The sequence below is a fragment of the Geodermatophilus pulveris genome (genome assembly GCF_900188375.1).
GTDB classification, from domain to species: Bacteria; Actinomycetota; Actinomycetes; order Mycobacteriales; family Geodermatophilaceae; genus Geodermatophilus; species Geodermatophilus pulveris.
This window is the reverse complement of sequence record NZ_FZOO01000004.1, coordinates 323,972-338,456: the sequence shown is the minus strand read 5'-3', so window position 1 is coordinate 338,456 and position 14,485 is coordinate 323,972. Positions and strand designations below refer to the sequence as shown.

14 protein-coding genes and 4 tRNA genes are annotated in these 14,485 nt (G+C 74.9%); 7 read left to right on the top strand and 11 right to left on the bottom strand.

Features of this window, described 5'->3' with window-relative positions:
* Position 1: 1 nt before the first annotated feature.
* The 4 genes from CHB98_RS10800 to CHB98_RS10785 all read right to left on the bottom strand — a co-directional run bounded on the left by CHB98_RS10800 (position 2) and on the right by CHB98_RS10785 (position 3,809).
* A complete protein-coding gene (locus CHB98_RS10800) occupies positions 2 to 580 on the bottom strand; it encodes an HIT family protein (protein WP_179224400.1) in 579 nt (192 codons plus the stop codon).
* Positions 577 to 2,664 carry a threonine--tRNA ligase gene (thrS, locus tag CHB98_RS10795; protein WP_089305576.1) on the bottom strand — a complete coding sequence of 696 codons (2,088 nt, stop codon included), beginning with the start codon at positions 2,662 to 2,664 and terminating at the stop codon, positions 577 to 579. The genes CHB98_RS10800 and thrS overlap by 4 nt, the downstream gene beginning before the upstream one ends.
* Positions 2,665 to 2,742: 78 nt before the next feature.
* A complete protein-coding gene (locus CHB98_RS10790) occupies positions 2,743 to 3,366 on the bottom strand; it encodes an MOSC N-terminal beta barrel domain-containing protein (protein WP_245821068.1) in 624 nt (207 codons plus the stop codon).
* Complete coding sequence (locus CHB98_RS10785; protein ID WP_245821067.1) at positions 3,363 to 3,809, bottom strand: HNH endonuclease; 447 nt, start codon at positions 3,807 to 3,809, stop codon at positions 3,363 to 3,365. Before CHB98_RS10785 ends, CHB98_RS10790 begins: the two co-directional genes overlap by 4 nt.
* A gap of 155 nt (positions 3,810 to 3,964) precedes the next feature.
* On the opposite strand from CHB98_RS10785, the gene CHB98_RS10780 reads away from it, so the two are divergent.
* Positions 3,965 to 4,519 carry a dihydrofolate reductase family protein gene (locus CHB98_RS10780; protein ID WP_089305575.1) on the top strand — a complete coding sequence of 185 codons (555 nt, stop codon included), beginning with the start codon at positions 3,965 to 3,967 and terminating at the stop codon, positions 4,517 to 4,519.
* Between the two features lie 57 nt (positions 4,520 to 4,576).
* On the opposite strand, the gene CHB98_RS10775 is transcribed toward CHB98_RS10780, so the two are convergent.
* The 4 genes from CHB98_RS10775 to CHB98_RS10760 form a co-directional block, all read right to left on the bottom strand.
* Positions 4,577 to 4,648 (bottom strand) — tRNA-Val (locus tag CHB98_RS10775).
* A 24-nt stretch (positions 4,649 to 4,672) separates the two neighbouring features.
* The gene (locus CHB98_RS10770) at positions 4,673 to 5,050 is read right to left on the bottom strand and encodes a TIGR02611 family protein (protein WP_089305722.1); all 378 of its coding nucleotides are present in this window, start codon (positions 5,048 to 5,050) and stop codon (positions 4,673 to 4,675) included.
* Between the two features lie 101 nt (positions 5,051 to 5,151).
* A complete protein-coding gene (locus CHB98_RS10765; RefSeq protein WP_089305574.1) occupies positions 5,152 to 6,042 on the bottom strand; it encodes an anti-sigma factor domain-containing protein in 891 nt (296 codons plus the stop codon).
* A complete protein-coding gene (locus CHB98_RS10760) occupies positions 6,039 to 6,689 on the bottom strand; it encodes a sigma-70 family RNA polymerase sigma factor (RefSeq protein ID WP_089305721.1) in 651 nt (216 codons plus the stop codon). Before CHB98_RS10760 ends, CHB98_RS10765 begins: the two co-directional genes overlap by 4 nt.
* A gap of 140 nt (positions 6,690 to 6,829) precedes the next feature.
* Between CHB98_RS10760 and CHB98_RS10755 the strand changes: the two genes are divergently transcribed.
* The 4 genes from CHB98_RS10755 to CHB98_RS10740 all read left to right on the top strand — a co-directional run bounded on the left by CHB98_RS10755 (position 6,830) and on the right by CHB98_RS10740 (position 7,640).
* Complete coding sequence (locus tag CHB98_RS10755) at positions 6,830 to 7,273, top strand: SsgA family sporulation/cell division regulator (RefSeq protein WP_089305573.1); 444 nt, start codon at positions 6,830 to 6,832, stop codon at positions 7,271 to 7,273.
* A gap of 64 nt (positions 7,274 to 7,337) precedes the next feature.
* Positions 7,338 to 7,410, top strand: a tRNA-Gly gene (locus tag CHB98_RS10750).
* Positions 7,411 to 7,451: 41 nt separating this feature from the next.
* A tRNA-Cys gene (locus CHB98_RS10745) sits at positions 7,452 to 7,522 on the top strand.
* 46 nt (positions 7,523 to 7,568) lie between these two features.
* A tRNA-Val gene (locus CHB98_RS10740) sits at positions 7,569 to 7,640 on the top strand.
* A 138-nt stretch (positions 7,641 to 7,778) separates the two neighbouring features.
* Here the strand turns inward: CHB98_RS10740 and coaE are convergent.
* A complete protein-coding gene (coaE, locus tag CHB98_RS10735; protein ID WP_089305572.1) occupies positions 7,779 to 8,375 on the bottom strand; it encodes a dephospho-CoA kinase in 597 nt (198 codons plus the stop codon).
* 143 nt (positions 8,376 to 8,518) lie between these two features.
* On the opposite strand from coaE, the gene CHB98_RS10730 reads away from it, so the two are divergent.
* Positions 8,519 to 8,791, top strand: coding sequence for a hypothetical protein (locus CHB98_RS10730; protein ID WP_089305571.1), 273 nt, complete (start codon positions 8,519 to 8,521; stop codon positions 8,789 to 8,791).
* Positions 8,792 to 8,883: 92 nt separating this feature from the next.
* On the opposite strand, the gene rpsA is transcribed toward CHB98_RS10730, so the two are convergent.
* Complete coding sequence (gene rpsA, locus CHB98_RS10725; protein WP_089305570.1) at positions 8,884 to 10,344, bottom strand: 30S ribosomal protein S1; 1,461 nt, start codon at positions 10,342 to 10,344, stop codon at positions 8,884 to 8,886.
* Between the two features lie 227 nt (positions 10,345 to 10,571).
* On the opposite strand from rpsA, the gene CHB98_RS10720 reads away from it, so the two are divergent.
* Entirely contained in the window at positions 10,572 to 11,456 is an 885-nt protein-coding gene (locus CHB98_RS10720) for a class I SAM-dependent methyltransferase (RefSeq protein ID WP_089305569.1), read from the top strand.
* 281 nt (positions 11,457 to 11,737) lie between these two features.
* On the opposite strand, the gene polA is transcribed toward CHB98_RS10720, so the two are convergent.
* Complete coding sequence (gene polA, locus CHB98_RS10715) at positions 11,738 to 14,479, bottom strand: DNA polymerase I (RefSeq protein ID WP_089305568.1); 2,742 nt, start codon at positions 14,477 to 14,479, stop codon at positions 11,738 to 11,740.
* Positions 14,480 to 14,485 lie beyond the last annotated feature (6 nt).

Below are 14,485 nucleotides of genomic sequence, written 5' to 3'. Positions count from 1 at the left end.
CTCAGGCCCCCGGGGCCGGCCGGCCGTCCGGCCAGTGCTCGGCGAGCAGTGCCCGCGTCTCGCGCAGCACCTGCGGCAGCACGCGGGTCAGCCCGATGACCGGCATGAAGTTGGTGTCCCCGCCCCACCGCGGCACCGCGTGCTGGTGGAGGTGGTCGGCGATGCCGGCGCCGGCGACCGACCCCTGGTTCATGCCGATGTTGAACCCGTGCGCCCCGGACACCGCGCGCACCACCCGCATCGCCGTCTGGGTGTACTCCCCCAGCTCGGCGACCTCGGCCGTGGTGAGGTCGGTGTAGTCGGGCACGTGCCGGTACGGGACCAGCATCAGGTGCCCGGCGTTGTAGGGGTACAGGTTGAGGACGGCGAAGACGTGCTCGCCGCGGGCGACGACCAGGCCCTCCTCGTCGTCCATCCGCGGGATCAGGCAGAACGGGCAGTCGTGGTCGCCGGTGGGCTTGCCCTCGCCGCGGATGTAGGCCATCCGGTACGGGGTCCACAGGTGCTCGAAGACCGTCGCCGGCCCGCCGTCGTCGCTGGAGACCGCGACCCGGAAGGCCTCGTCCGAGTCGGTGCTCATCCGGCCGCCCCGGCGCCCGGGACCACGGCCTCCGCGGTCGGGTCGGCGTTCGCCCGTCCGGCCACCCACGCGGCGATCGCGGCCACCGCCTGCGCCACCGGGACGCCGTTGTGCTGGCTGCCGTCGCGGAAGCGGAAGGACACCGCCCCGGCCTCGGCGTCGGTGGCCCCGGCGATGAGCACGAACGGCACCTTCTGCTTGCTGGCGGTGCGGATCTTCTTCTGCATCCGGTCGTCGGAGTCGTCGACCTCGACCCGGATGCCCCGCGCCCGGAGCTGCAGGGCGACGTCGGCCAGGTGGGGCACCTGCTCGTCGGTGACCGGGATGCCGACCACCTGCACCGGCGCCAGCCAGGCGGGGAACGCGCCGGCGTAGTGCTCGGTGAGGACGCCGAAGAACCGCTCGATCGAGCCGAACAGGGCGCGGTGCAGCATGACCGGGCGCTGTCGCGAGCCGTCCGCGGCGGTGTACTCCAGCGCGAAGCGCTCGGGCAGGTTGAAGTCGACCTGGATGGTGGACATCTGCCAGGTGCGGCCGATGGCGTCGCGGGCCTGCACGGAGATCTTCGGGCCGTAGAACGCCGCGCCGCCGGGGTCGGGGACGAGCTCCAGGCCGGAGTCCACCGCCGCCTTCCGCAGCGCCTCGGTGGCGACCTCCCAGCTGTCGTCACTGCCGACGGACTTCTGCGGGTCCCGGGTGGACAGCTCCAGGTAGAAGTCGCTCAACCCGTAGTCGGCGAGCAGGCCGAGCACGAAGTCCAGCAGGCCGCGCAGCTCGCCGGCCATCTGGTCGGGGGTGCAGTAGATGTGCGCGTCGTCCTGGGTCATGCCGCGCACCCGGGTCAGGCCGTGCACGACACCGGACTTCTCGTACCGGTACACCGAGCCGAACTCGAACAGCCGCAGCGGCAGCTCGCGGTAGGACCGCCCGCGCGAGCGGAACACCAGGTTGTGCATCGGGCAGTTCATCGGCTTGAGGTAGTAGTCCTGGCCGGCCCGCCGCACGGTGCCGTCGGCGTCGCGCTCCTCGTCGAGGTGCATCGGCGGGAACATGCCGTCGGCGTACCACTGCAGGTGCCCCGAGGTCTGGAACAGCTGGGCCTTGGTGATGTGCGGGGTGTTGACGAAGGAGTAGCCGGCCTCCTCGTGCCGCCGCCGGCTCCAGTCCTCCATCTCCCGGCGGACGACGCCGCCGCGGGGGTGGAAGACGGCCAGGCCCGAGCCGATCTCGTCGGGGAAGCTGAACAGGTCGAGCTCCGCGCCGAGGCGCCGGTGGTCGCGCCGCTCGGCCTCGGCCACCTGCTCCAGGTGGGCCTTGTGCGCCTCCCGGCTCTCCCACGCGGTGCCGTAGACGCGCTGCAGCTGCGGGTTCTGCTCGCTGCCGCGCCAGTAGGCGGCTGCCGACCGGGTGAGGGAGAACGCCGGGATGCCCGACGTCCGCGGCAGGTGCGGGCCGCGGCACAGGTCGGTCCAGACCCGCTCGCCGGTGCGCGCGTCGAGGTTGTCGTACATGGTCAGCTGCGCGCCGCCGACCTCCACGGAGGCGCCCTCGGTGTCCTCGACGGCCCCCTCCTGTCCGGCGCCGCCCTTGAGGCCGATCAGCTCCAGCTTGTACGGCTCGTGCGCGAGCTCCGCCCGCGCGTCGTCGTCGCTGACCTCGCGGCGGGAGAAGCGCTGCCCGGCGCGGACGATCTCGGTCATCCGCTTCTCGAGGGCCTGCAGGTCCTCCGGGGTGAACGGCCGCTCGGGGTCGAAGTCGTAGTAGAAGCCGTTCTCCACCGGCGGGCCGATGCCCAGCCGGGTGCCCGGGAAGAGGTCCTGCACGGCCTGGGCCAGCACGTGCGCGGCCGAGTGCCGGATCACCGCGCGGCCCTCGGGGCTGGCGGCGGGCACCGGCTCGACGTCGGCGTCGGCGGCGGGGGCCCAGGAGAGGTCGCGCAGGTCCCCGGTGGCGAGGTCGCGGACCACGACGGCGCCGTCGGGCCCCTTGAGCGGGGTGCCGGCCGCCTTGAGCGCGTCCTGCGCCGTCGTCCCGGCCGGCACCCGGATCGGGGCGGCGGCGGCGGGGGGAGGCGCGGCTGGCACGGGGAGCTCCTGCGGGTCGGCGGTGGGGCACGTCCGAGCCTAGTGCGCGCCCCGTGCTCCCCCGGGACGCCGCCCGGCTCAGCCCGGCAGCACCTCGACGGGGTCGCCGGCGCGCACCGTGCCGGGCCGGCGCACCTCGGCGTACACCCCGAGGCAGTGCTTCGGGGTGCGGGTGACGGCGACCTCGACCGCCCCGATGCGGACGGTGCGCCCCACCCAGCCGCGCTCGTCCTCGCCGTCGGGCAGGTCCAGCAGCAGGTTGGCCCGCGGGTCGTCGGCCGAGCACCCCTCGGGGACGTCGCCGTCGGCGGCGCGGGCCACGGCGGCCCGGCTGACCAGGTGCACCGCGGCGGCGTCCACCTGCGGCGCCCCGGCGCGCTCGAGACGCACCGGGCGGCCCAGCACCTGCGTCAGGGTGGTCGTGTCGGCCTCGTCGTCCCCGGTGGCCACCACGGCGGCCATCTGCGGGGTGGCCTTGACCGTCACCCGCTCGCCGGTCGTGGCGTCGACGACGGTCCACGCGCGGTCCCCGACCAGGCCGGCCGGCCCGATCTGGGCCTCCGGCACCGTCCGGCCGGCGAGGCTCTTCACCGGGTAGACGCTCACCTGCGCGACGTTCCCCCGCACGCTGCTCCCCTGCACGCTGCTCCCCTGCACGCTGCTCCCCTGCACGCTGCTCCCCTGCACGCTGCTGCCGGTCACGAGGCGACCGTACGTCCGCCCGGCCCGTCGGGCAGCCGGCGCCGCAGCCGGCGTCGCTGGGCGTCCAGGTAGGGCCGCGCCCGGCGCTGGCCGCCGTCGCGGTCGATGGCGGCCTGCAGCGCGTCCAGCGCCCGGGCCAGCCGGTCGGCGTCGGGCCGCCAGCCCCGCCGGGCGCACTCCTCCAGCCAGTCCACCGGCGCGCGGTGGCCGCGCTCGGCGTTGCAGCGGCGGCAGGCGGCGACCTCGTTGGCCAGCCACGACGGCCCGCCCTTGAGCCGCGGCACGACGTGCTCGGTGGTCGGCGGGACCAGGCCGCCGAGGACCCGGCCGCACCAGATGCAGGTGTCGCCGTCGCGCTCGATCGCCTCGGCCAGGCGGTCGGCGCGCCCCGGCCGGCGCGGGCGGTCCGGCACGGGCGGGGCGGGGGCGCGGCGGCGGGACACCCCGCCGATGGTCCCCCTCGGCGGCGCGCCGCGCCGCCCCGCACCGACCGGCGCGGTACCCACCGATGAGGATCGGCGTCCCGCCGGGTCTGTCCCGGCGAGGCCGACCACCGGCCCCGCGGCGGGCGCCGCGGCACAGACAGGAGGCAGGGCACATGGGCGCGATCAGGGTGCACGAGTTCACCACCGTCGACGGGGTCGTCGACGCCCCGATGTGGACGATGGACTACGGGTTCCCCGAGGACCTGGCCGCGTCCATCGGGGCGCTCACCGCCCCGGCGCGGGGGATCCTGCTGGGGCGGACGACCTTCGAGATGTTCGCGCCGGCCTGGTCGACGCGCACCGCGGAGGACGACGAGGGGGCGCCGTTCTTCAACGACACCCCCAAGTACGTCGTCTCCTCCACGCTGGTCGACGCCGAGGGCGTGTGGCGGAACTCCACCGCCGTCGGCGGCTACGACGCCGGCCGCATCCGGGAGCTCGCGGAGCGGGGCGACCTCTACGTCAGCGGCAGCGCCACGCTGGTGCGGGCGCTGCTCGCGGACGGCCTGGTCGACGAGCTGCACCTGTACGTCTACCCGGTCGCCGTCGGCACCGGCATCCGGCTGTTCCCCGACGGCGGGCCGCGGACGGCGCTGACCCCGCTCGGCGTGGAGCGCCTGAGCAACGGGGTGGTCCACCTGACCTACGGGCCGGCCGCCGCCGGCTGACCGCGGCCGGACGTGCGGGAGGCCCGGGTCCGAGGGGACCCGGGCCTCTCGGGCCGGTGGGCGATACTGGGTTCGAACCAGTGACCTCTTCGGTGTGAACGAAGCGCTCTACCACTGAGCCAATCGCCCCTGCTGCGCCATTCTGCCAGACGCTCAGCGCCAGAGCGGCACCCACCCCGGCACCCAGGCCGGGACGCCGGTCAGGTGCAGGACGACCACCAGGGCGGCGTAGACGAAGCCCGCCGTGGCCAGCGTGACGGCGACCCGCACCCACGCCCGCTGGCGGCCCAGCCACTCCGTCCACGCCCGGACGCGCCGCCGGGTGTAGTACAGCAGCCGCTCGGCCCAGGCGAACTCCGTGGCCAGCAGGAAGAGCCCGGCGATGACGGTCAGCCAGCCGGGGCCGGGCAGCGGGATGGTGACCAGGCCGAGGGCGACCACCAGGCTGCCGACGGCCCCGAGGACCAGGCGGTAGGTGTGCTCCAGGGGACGCCGGGCGCCCAGCCACCGCCGCCACCGGGTGTGCCCCACGCGCTCCCGCAGGCTGCGGTGCTCGGCGTGCGGCCGCCGCGGGGAGGGAGCGCGGCGCCCGGGCCGCTCCCGCTCCGGCCGGGCCACCGTCTCCGGACCGCTCAGCTCGGGACCTCCCCCTGCGCGACGACGACGGTCGGCTCCGGCGGAGCCTCGCGGCCGGGCTCGAGGCTCACCGCGTAGCCGGTGTAGGCGTCCAGGCCGGCCGACCCGGAGCCTACGGTCTCCAGCGCCGGCTGCTGGGAGGTGACGTCGAAGGTGCCCAGCGAGGTCGGCGCACCCGACGGGGTGGTCCCCCACGCCACGTAGGTCTGCTGCTCGGTGTCGTTGGGTGCCAGCCCGTTCGTCACCAGCTGCACCCGGTCCTCGCGGGTGACCACCGTCGCGACGGTCACGCCGTCTGCCGACAGCGGCACGATGGTCGCCTCCCCGGGGGTCAGCAGCGCGTCCACCAGCTGGGCCTGCTCGGCGGCGACGGCCTGCGCCTCCTCCCGGGCCGAGCTGAGCACCACGTTCCACGTGCCCAGGGCCAGGACCGCGGCGACCCCGGCAGCGACCAGGGCGCTCGGCAGCACCCGGCGCCAGCTGGACCGCGGGTCCGCCGCGCCCGGCGGGGACGTCGCCCGGTGCGCGCCGGACCACCCCGCCTCCGGGCGGCGCTCGGCGGGCGGCCGGTCCGCGGCGGCGGGCGGGACCGGCGGCCCGCCGCGGCCGGCGTCCGCCCGGCCCGTGGGCGACTGCTCGGTCTGCTCCACCGCCGCCCGCAGCCGCTCGCGCAGCCGCTCCGGCGGGGCGACGGGCGGCAGGTCGTCGGCCAGGGCGCCCATGACGTCGACGGTCTCGGCGACGGTCTGCCGGCACCGGGTGCAGGTGGGCAGGTGCGCGGCGAACAGCTCCTCGTCCTCCGGCTCCAGCGCGTGCAGCGCCCAGCCGACGGCCAGCTCGTCGAAGACCTCGTGCGCGCCGCGGCGCGGGTCCAGGGGCGCGCTCACCGGCTCGTCCCGTCGGCCGGCGCGGACTCGCCGAGGGCACCGCCCCGGGCGGTGCCGGCGGCGTCGCCGAGCTCCTCGCGCAGCCGGCGCATCCCGGCGAGCATGCGCGTCTTCACCGTGCCCAGCGGCGTGCTGGTCAACGCCGCGACCTCCCGCTGGGTGTAGCCGCCGTAGTAGGCGAGGGTGAGGGCCTCCCGCTGGGCCGCCGGCAGGGAGCCCAGCGCGCCGCGCACCTGCTCGGAGACGACCCGGCTCCACGCCTCGTCCTCGACGTCGCGGGTCGCCGTGGGCTCGGCCAGGGTCAGCTCGTCCTCGGCGCGGCCCTGCCGGCGGCGCTGGGACTCCTCGCGGCGGACGGCGTCGACGGCCTTGTGGTGCACCATCGCCATCAGCCACGAGGAGAACGAGCCGCGGGCGGCGTCGAAGGCCCCCGGGTCGCGCCACACGCTGAGGAACACGTCCTGCACCACGTCCTCGGCCAGGACGTCGTCGCCGAGGACCCGCCGGGCCAGGGAGAAGGCCGGGCGGCTGTACCGGTCGTAGAGGTCGTCGACCGCCCGGCGGTCGCCCGCGCGGATGCGCAGGACGAGGTCGGCGCCCGCGGGGCCGTCCCCGACGCGCCGTGCCGGACTGCTCACGAGCCCCATCGTCACACGCGGTCTTCGCAACAGGCGCCCAGTGTGGTTCGGGTGGGCGGTTCAGGTGTGCCCGGAGGGGGCACCTAGCCGTGCGAAACGCCCGCAGGCCATCGGGTGTCACCGCGATCGGGGAAGGTCGTCGCCACGTCATGATCAACCGCGCCACGCCGGGGTACACCCGCCCCACGACGCTGCACCTGGTCGGACCGCAGTCGTGGACGGAGGTCCCCGCGCTGCTCGGCTACGAGGTCAGCGACCCGTTCGCGGTGCGCATCACCTTCGGCGACAACGCCGAGGAGGACGGCATCTCCTGGCTCGTGGGCCGCGACCTGCTGAGGGCCGGCCTGGAGCGGCCCGCCGGCGAGGGCGACGTGCGGCTGTGGCCGTCCCGGACGTCGGGCGACGTCCTCTTCCTGCACCTGCGCGCCCCCTCCGGCGAGGCGCTGTTCGAGGCCTCCCGGGCCACGGTGGCCGGCTTCCTGCAGCTGACCGCGAGCGTCGTGCCGTTCGGCGAGGAGTCCTCGGTGCTCGAGGTGGACGGCGAGCTGGCCGCCCTGCTGTCCAACGGCGGGGCGGACCCGACGGGCCGCTGAGCACCGGCCCCCCCGTGGGGGCCCTCCCCGCGGTCGGGTATGGTCGTCCCTGCACGACAGCAACGCGGACGTGGCTCAGCTGGTAGAGCATCACCTTGCCAAGGTGAGGGTCGCGGGTTCGAATCCCGTCGTCCGCTCGGGACCTCGGGCGCTGGTCGGGAGACCGGCGCCCGTGTGCGGTGGAGTGGCCGAGAGGCGAGGCAACGGCCTGCAAAGCCGTCTACACGGGTTCAAATCCCGTCTCCACCTCGGCTCCGCCGGGTGCGGCGGAGTGCACTGGCCGGCAGGCCGGAGCGGGCGATTGGCTCAGTGGTAGAGCGCTACCTTGACACGGTAGAGGTCACTGGTTCGAACCCAGTATCGCCCACAGCAGACGAGGCCCGGGTCCGGCGGACCCGGGCCTCGCGCCGTTCACCCCGGCGCCTCCTGCAGCCAGACGGCGTCCCCCGTCGCCCACTGCACCACCGCCAGGACGGCCGTCGGCCCGCATCCCGGGAGTGTGCCGTCAGCCGAGGGCGGGGGCCACCCGCTCGGCCCAGAACCGGTCCACCTGGGCCTCGAGCTGCTCGACGGTGCCGCTGTTGTCCAGCACGACGTCGGCCACGGCGCGGCGCTGCTCGTCGGTCGCCTGCGCGGCGATCCGCGCGCGGGCGTCGTCCTCGGACAGCCCCCGGCCGGCCAGCCGGCGCAGGCGGGTCGCCGGGTCGGCCTCCACGACGAGCACCAGGTCGTAGGAGGCCGCCTGCCCGGTCTCCACGAGCAGCGGCACGTCCTGGACCACCACGGCGTCCGGCGGCGCCGCGGCGACCAGCTCGGCGGCGCGGGCCCGCACCAGCGGGTGCACGATGCCGTCGAGCCGGCGGCGGGCGCCGGGGTCGGCGAACACGACGGCGGCCAGGGCCGGCCGGTCCAGCGCCCTGTCGCGGGTCAGCACGTCCGCTCCGAACGCCTCGACGACGGCGGCCAGCCCCCGCGTCCCGGGTGCGAGGACCTCGCGGGCGATCCGGTCGGCGTCGACGACGCGCGCCCCCCGGGCGGCCAGCAGGCCGGCCACGGTGCTCTTGCCCGATCCGATCCCGCCGGTCAGCCCGATCCGCAGCACGCACGGACAGTAGCCAGCAGGCCGGCCGCGATCACGGACGGGTAACACCCGCGGGCGACGCCCGGCGCGTCGCTCCCGTCACACGTGCCCCATGGGCAACTCTCCTCCCGGCGATCTCCCCCGCCCAGAGAGGCAGAACCGACATGTCCCGTCCCGCACACGCCGCTCCCCCGTCGACGCCCGCCGCCGTCCGGCGCGGCCCCGGCCGGCACCGGCTCGACCGCCCGGCGGGCGTGCGCTGCTCGGACCTGCCGATGGTGCGCGAGCGGCTGGAGCGCTCCGGCGCGAGCCGCCCCCGCAACGCCGTGCTGCGCTGGCTGGCCGCGACCGCCCCGGCCGGCCGGCACAGCTGGCAGTTCCTGGCCGCCTCGGGTGGCCGCCCCCGCACCGCGTTCGCGATCATCCTCAGCCTCTGAGCGCCGCGGTCGCCGCGACGGACCCCTGGACGCCAGAGGCCCAGGACCCGTCGGGTCCTGGGCCTCTGGCGTTCAGCGCCGGGCGGCTGCGGTCACTCGCCGCCGGCCAGCTTGGCGCGCAGCGCCGCGAGCGCCTCGTCACTGGCGAGCGTGCCCCCGGAGGTGTCGGGCGCCTCGGCCTCACCGCTGGAGTAGTTGCCGCCGGCGGCCGCCTCGGCGTCGGCCTCGCGGGCCGCGGCGATCTGCTTGCGGTGCGCCTCGAACCGGGCCTGGGCCTCGGCGTACTGCCGCTCCCAGGTCTCGCGGGCCTCGTCGTAGCCCTCGAGCCACTCACCGGTCTCCGGGTCGAAGCCCTCCGGGTAGATGTAGTTGCCCTGCTCGTCGTAGGACGCGGCCATGCCGTAGGCGGCGGGGTCGAACTGCTCCTCGTCGCCGACGACGCCCTCGTTGGCCTGCTTGAGCGACAGCGAGATGCGCCGGCGGTCCAGGTCGATGTCGATGACCTTGACCAGGATCTCGTCGCCGACCTGCACGACCTGCTCGGGGATCTCCACGTGGCGCTCGGCCAGCTCGGAGATGTGCACCAGGCCCTCGATGCCCTCGTCGACGCGGACGAACGCACCGAAGGGCACCAGCTTGGTGACCTTGCCGGGCACGACCTGGCCGATCTGGTGGGTCCGGGCGAACTGGCGCCACGGGTCCTCCTGCGTCGCCTTCAGCGACAGCGAGACCCGCTCGCGGTCCAGGTCGACGTCGAGGACCTCGACGGTGACCTCCTGGCCGACCTCGACGACCTCCGAGGGGTGGTCGATGTGCTTCCAGGACAGCTCGGAGACGTGCACCAGGCCGTCGACCCCACCCAGGTCCACGAAGGCGCCGAAGTTGACGATCGAGGAGACGACGCCGGTGCGGACCTGGCCCTTGGCGAGCTTGTTGAGGAACTCGCTGCGGACCTCGGACTGGGTCTGCTCCAGCCACTGCCGGCGGGACAGGACGACGTTGTTGCGGTTCTTGTCGAGCTCGATGATCTTGGCCTCGAGCTCGCGGCCCACGTAGGGCTGCAGGTCGCGGACGCGGCGCATCTCGACCAGCGAGGCGGGGAGGAACCCGCGCAGGCCGATGTCGAGGATGAGGCCGCCCTTGACGACCTCGATGACGGTGCCGGTGACGACCTCGTCGGCTTCCTTCTTCGCCTCGATCGTGCCCCAGGCGCGCTCGTACTGGGCGCGCTTCTTGGACAGGATCAGGCGGCCTTCCTTGTCCTCCTTCTGGAGGACGAGGGCTTCCACCTCGTCGCCGACGCTGACGACCTCGTTGGGGTCGACGTCGTGCTTGATGGACAGCTCGCGCGAGGGGATGACGCCCTCGGTCTTGTAGCCGATGTCCAGCAGCACCTCGTCGCGGTCGACCTTGACGATGACGCCTTCGACGATGTCGCCGTCGTTGAAGTACTTGATCGTCTGGTCGATGGCCGCGAGGAAGTCCTCCGCGGTGCCGATGTCGTTGACGGCGACCTGGGGGGTGCTGTTCGGACGGACCTGGGTGGAGGTCATGTGGTCGAGTGCTCCGGACGGGGGGTGCGTAGGGACGGGACGCCCGCGCCCGTGGCGGCGCGGGGAGCGGGGAGAGCCGGCGCGCGCCGCACCCCGGGGGGAGAACAGCACTGACAGACCTCTGGCGCTGCTCCATGGTACGGAGCCGCGGACTGCCGGGTCCACCTGGGTTCGCGGCCGCACCGGGCGGCGGCGTGTCACGGTCGGCGTGTCACGATCGGCCCGTCATGGACACCCCGGCCGCTCCCCCGTCCGGTCTGCCGCCGGCCGGCCCGCCCCCGGTCGGCCTGCCCCTGGACGGTGACGGCTACCCGGCGCCGAGCGGGGTCGCCCGCCGCCCGGCGGGGACGGCGGAGTCCGCCCGCGCCAACCGCCGCTGGTGGGACGCCGCGGCGCCGGCCTACCTCGCCGAGCACGGCGCCGACCTCGGCGACGTGGACTTCCTGTGGTGTCCCGAGGGCCTGCGCGAGGCCGACGCGCACCTGCTGGGGGACGTCGCCGGCCGCCGGGTGCTGGAGGTCGGCTGCGGGTCCGCGCCGTGCGCCCGGTGGCTGCGCCGCGCGGGCGCCGAGGTGGTGGCGCTGGACCTGTCGGCCGGGATGCTGGCCCGGGCGGCGGAGCTGGGCCGCGCCACCGGCCTCGCCGTGCCGCTGCTGCAGGCCGACGCCGGCGCGCTGCCGCTGGCCGGGGCGGCGTTCGACGTCGTGTGCTCGGCGTTCGGCGGGCTGCCGTTCGTCGCCGACGCGGACGGGGCGCTGGTCGAGGTGGCCCGCGTGCTGCGCCCGGGCGGGCGGTTCGTGGCGTCGGTGAACCACCCGTTCCGCTGGCCGCTGCCGGACTCCCCCGACCCGGCGGACCTGCAGGTCACCTCCTCGTACTTCGACCGGACGCCGTACGTCGAGACCGGCGAGGACGGCGCCACGGTCTACGCCGAGCACCACCGCACGGTCGGCGACTGGGTGCGCGCCGTCGTGGGTGCCGGGCTGGTCGTGGAGGACCTGCTCGAGCCGGAGTGGACGCCCGGCCGCACGCAGGAGTGGGGGCAGTGGTCCCCGGCCCGCGGGGCGCTGGTCCCCGGCACGCTGGTCCTGGTGTGCGCGAAGCCGCGGTGACCCCCGGCCTCACCACACGTCACCGTCCCGCCGTTCGCAGCTCAGGCTCGAGTCCAGGTCGAGGCCCACGGTGACCGGCAGGACGCGCAGGGCACCGGGGTCCCTCACCGATCCGTGTCGTCGACGTGCCCGGCGAACGCCTCGTCCAGGAGCCGCCGGACGGCGGCGCGGGTCCCCGGCGGCAGGTGCGCGGTGTGCACCAGCTCGACGGGGACCAGGGCGAGGCATCCCGTTCACCGACCCTCGACCTCAGGTGGAGCCGGAGGTGCACCCCTCGTCGCCTAGTGGGCCGCCTCGTCCCAGGTCCGGCCGGAGCCGACCGAGACCTCCAGCGGCACCGACAGCTGCGCGGCCCCGGCCATCTCCCGCCGCACCAGCGTCTCCAGCGCCTCCCGCTCCCCCGGCGCGACCTCCAGCACGAGCTCGTCGTGCACCTGCAGCAGCATCCGCGAGCGCAGCCCCTCGTCGGCGATCGCGCGCTCCACCCGCAGCATGGCGACCTTGATGACGTCGGCGGCCGACCCCTGGATGGGCGCGTTGAGCGCCATCCGCTCGGCCATCTGCCGGCGTTGCCCGTTGTCGCTGGTCAGGTCGGGCAGGTAGCGGCGGCGCCCCAGCGTCGTCTCGGTGTACCCGGTCTGCCGGGCGTCGTCGACGACGCCGTCGAGGTACTCCCGGATGCCGCCGAAGCGCTCGAAGTACGCGTGCATCTGCTCGCGCGCCTCCTCGACGGAGATGCGCAGCTGCGCGGACAGCCCGTAGGCGCTCAGCCCGTAGGCCAGGCCGTAGCTCATCGCCTTGATCCGGCGGCGCATCTCGGGGTCGACGTCCTCGATGGGGATGTCGTAGGCCCGGGAGGCGACGAAGGTGTGCAGGTCCTCCCCCGACGTGAACGCCTCGATGAGCCCCGCGTCGCCGGACAGGTGGGCCATGATGCGCATCTCGATCTGGCTGTAGTCCGCCGTCATCAGGGACTCGTGGCCGGCGCCGACGACGAAGGCCTGCCGGATCCGGCGGCCCTCCGCGGTGCGGATCGGGATGTTCTGCAGGTTCGGGTCGGTCGAGGACAGCCGGCCGGTGGCGGCGATGGTCTGCTGGAACGTGGTGTGGATGCGGCCCGCGTCGTCGACCATCGGGATGAGGCCGTCGATGACGGTGCGCAACCGGGTGACGTCCCGGTGGCGCAGCAGGTGCTCCAGGAACGGGTGACCGGTCTGCGCCAGCAGGCCGGTCAGCGCCTCGGCGTCCGTGGTGTAGCCGGACTTGATCTTCTTCGTCTTCGGCAGGCCCAGCTCGTCGAACAGCACCGCCTGCAGCTGCTTGGGCGAGCCGAGGTTCACCTCGCGGCCGATGACCGCGTAGGCCTCGGCGGCCGCGGCGGCCACCCCGTCGGCGAACTCGCGCTGCAGCTCGCGCAGGAAGTCCAGGTCGGCGGCGATGCCGCGCTGCTCCATGCGGGCGAGCACGAAGGTCAGCGGCAGCTCGATCCCCCCGAGCAGGGCGTCCCCGCCGCGCTGCCCGAGCACGGACTCCAGCGCGTCGGAGAGGTCGTTGACGGCGACGGCCTTGAGGACGTCGGCGTGCGCGGCCTCGCGGGCGAGGTCGGCCTCGGAGGGGCCCAGCCCGTCGAGGGTCAGCTGGGGCTCCTCGGCGGCGGCGTCCTTGAGCTCGCGGCGCAGGTAGCGGACGGCGAGGTCGCCCAGGTCGAAGGAGCGCTGCCCCGGCAGGGCCAGGTAGGCGGCCAGCGCGGTGTCGCTGACGACGCCGGCGAGGTCCCAGCCGCGCGCCCAGGTCGCCAGCAGCGGGCCCTTCACCTCGTGCACGACCTTGGGCGCGTCCGGGTCGGCCAGCCACGCGGCCAGCGCCTGCTCGTCGGCCGCGTCGAGGTCCGGGCCGAGGTCGACGAAGGTCGCGGCGTCGTCGCCGGCGGCCAGCGCGATGCCGGTCAGCTCGCCGGTCCCGCGCCCCCAGGTGCCGCGGAAGACGATGCCGGTGCGGCTGGTGCGGGCGTGCTGCTCCAGCCAGGCGCCCAGCCCGCCGGCGGGCACGTCGTCCTCGGTGACGTCGAAGCCGCCCTCGGCCTCCGGCTCGGCGCTGGTGAGGGTGGCGAACAGCCGGTCGCGCAGCACCCGGAACTGCAGGTTGTCGAAGAGGGTGTGCACCTCGTTGCGGTCCCACGCCTGCGCGGCGAGGTCGGCCGGGCCCACCCCCAGCGGCACGGCGCGGTCCAGCTCGGTCAGCCGCCGGTTCTGCAGCACCGAGGACAGGTGCTCGCGCAGCTTCTCGCCGACCTTGCCCTTGACCGTGTCCACCTGGTCGACCAGCGCGTCGAGGGAGCCGTACTCGCGGACCCACTTGGCCGCCGTCTTCTCCCCCACGCTCGGGATGCTCGGCAGGTTGTCGCTGGGGTCGCCGCGCAGCGCGGCGAAGTCGGGGTACTGCGCGGGCGACAGGCCGTACTTGGCCTGCACCTCCTCCGGGGTGAACCGGGTGAGGTCGGAGACGCCCTTGCGGGGGTACAGCACGGTCACGTGCTCGTTGACCAGCTGCAGGGCGTCGCGGTCTCCGGTGCAGATGAGCACGTCCATGCCCTGCTCGACGGCCTGCACGGTGAGGGTGGCGATGACGTCGTCGGCCTCGAAGCCCTCGGCGGTGACCACCGGGACGTGCAGCGCGGCGAGCACCTCCTGGATGAGGCTGACCTGGCCGCGGAAGTCGGTGGGGCTCTCGGTGCGGTTGGCCTTGTACTCCGCGTAGATCTCGTTGCGGAAGGTCGTGCGCCCGACGTCGAAGGCGACCGCCAGGTGGCTGGGCTGCTCGTCGCGCAGCACGTTGATGAGCATCGAGGTGAAGCCGTAGACGGCGTTGGTCGGCTGCCCGGTCGTGGTGGAGAAGTTCTCGACCGGCAGTGCGAAGAAGGCCCGGTAGGCCAGGGAGTGCCCGTCGAGCAGCAGCAGCCGTGGCCGGGCACCGGCACGGGCGGTGGCGGGGCTGGGCGCGGGGGCGGAGACCGGAGCGGACATCGCCGC

Excerpts from the sequence above, each read along its gene's own strand:
- rpsA (WP_089305570.1), bottom strand. The coding sequence starts at position 10,344 with ATGACCTCCACCCAGGTCCGTCCGAACAGCACCCCCCAGGTCGCCGTC.
- polA (WP_089305568.1), bottom strand. The coding sequence starts at position 14,479 with ATGTCCGCTCCGGTCTCCGCCCCCGCGCCCAGCCCCGCCACCGCCCGT.
- CHB98_RS10755 (WP_089305573.1), top strand. The coding sequence starts at position 6,830 with ATGATCAACCGCGCCACGCCGGGGTACACCCGCCCCACGACGCTGCAC.
- CHB98_RS10800 (WP_179224400.1), bottom strand. The coding sequence starts at position 580 with ATGAGCACCGACTCGGACGAGGCCTTCCGGGTCGCGGTCTCCAGCGAC.
- CHB98_RS10720 (WP_089305569.1), top strand. The coding sequence starts at position 10,572 with ATGGACACCCCGGCCGCTCCCCCGTCCGGTCTGCCGCCGGCCGGCCCG.
- CHB98_RS10760 (WP_089305721.1), bottom strand. The coding sequence starts at position 6,689 with ATGGGGCTCGTGAGCAGTCCGGCACGGCGCGTCGGGGACGGCCCCGCG.
- CHB98_RS10780 (WP_089305575.1), top strand. The coding sequence starts at position 3,965 with ATGGGCGCGATCAGGGTGCACGAGTTCACCACCGTCGACGGGGTCGTC.
- CHB98_RS10730 (WP_089305571.1), top strand. The coding sequence starts at position 8,519 with ATGTCCCGTCCCGCACACGCCGCTCCCCCGTCGACGCCCGCCGCCGTC.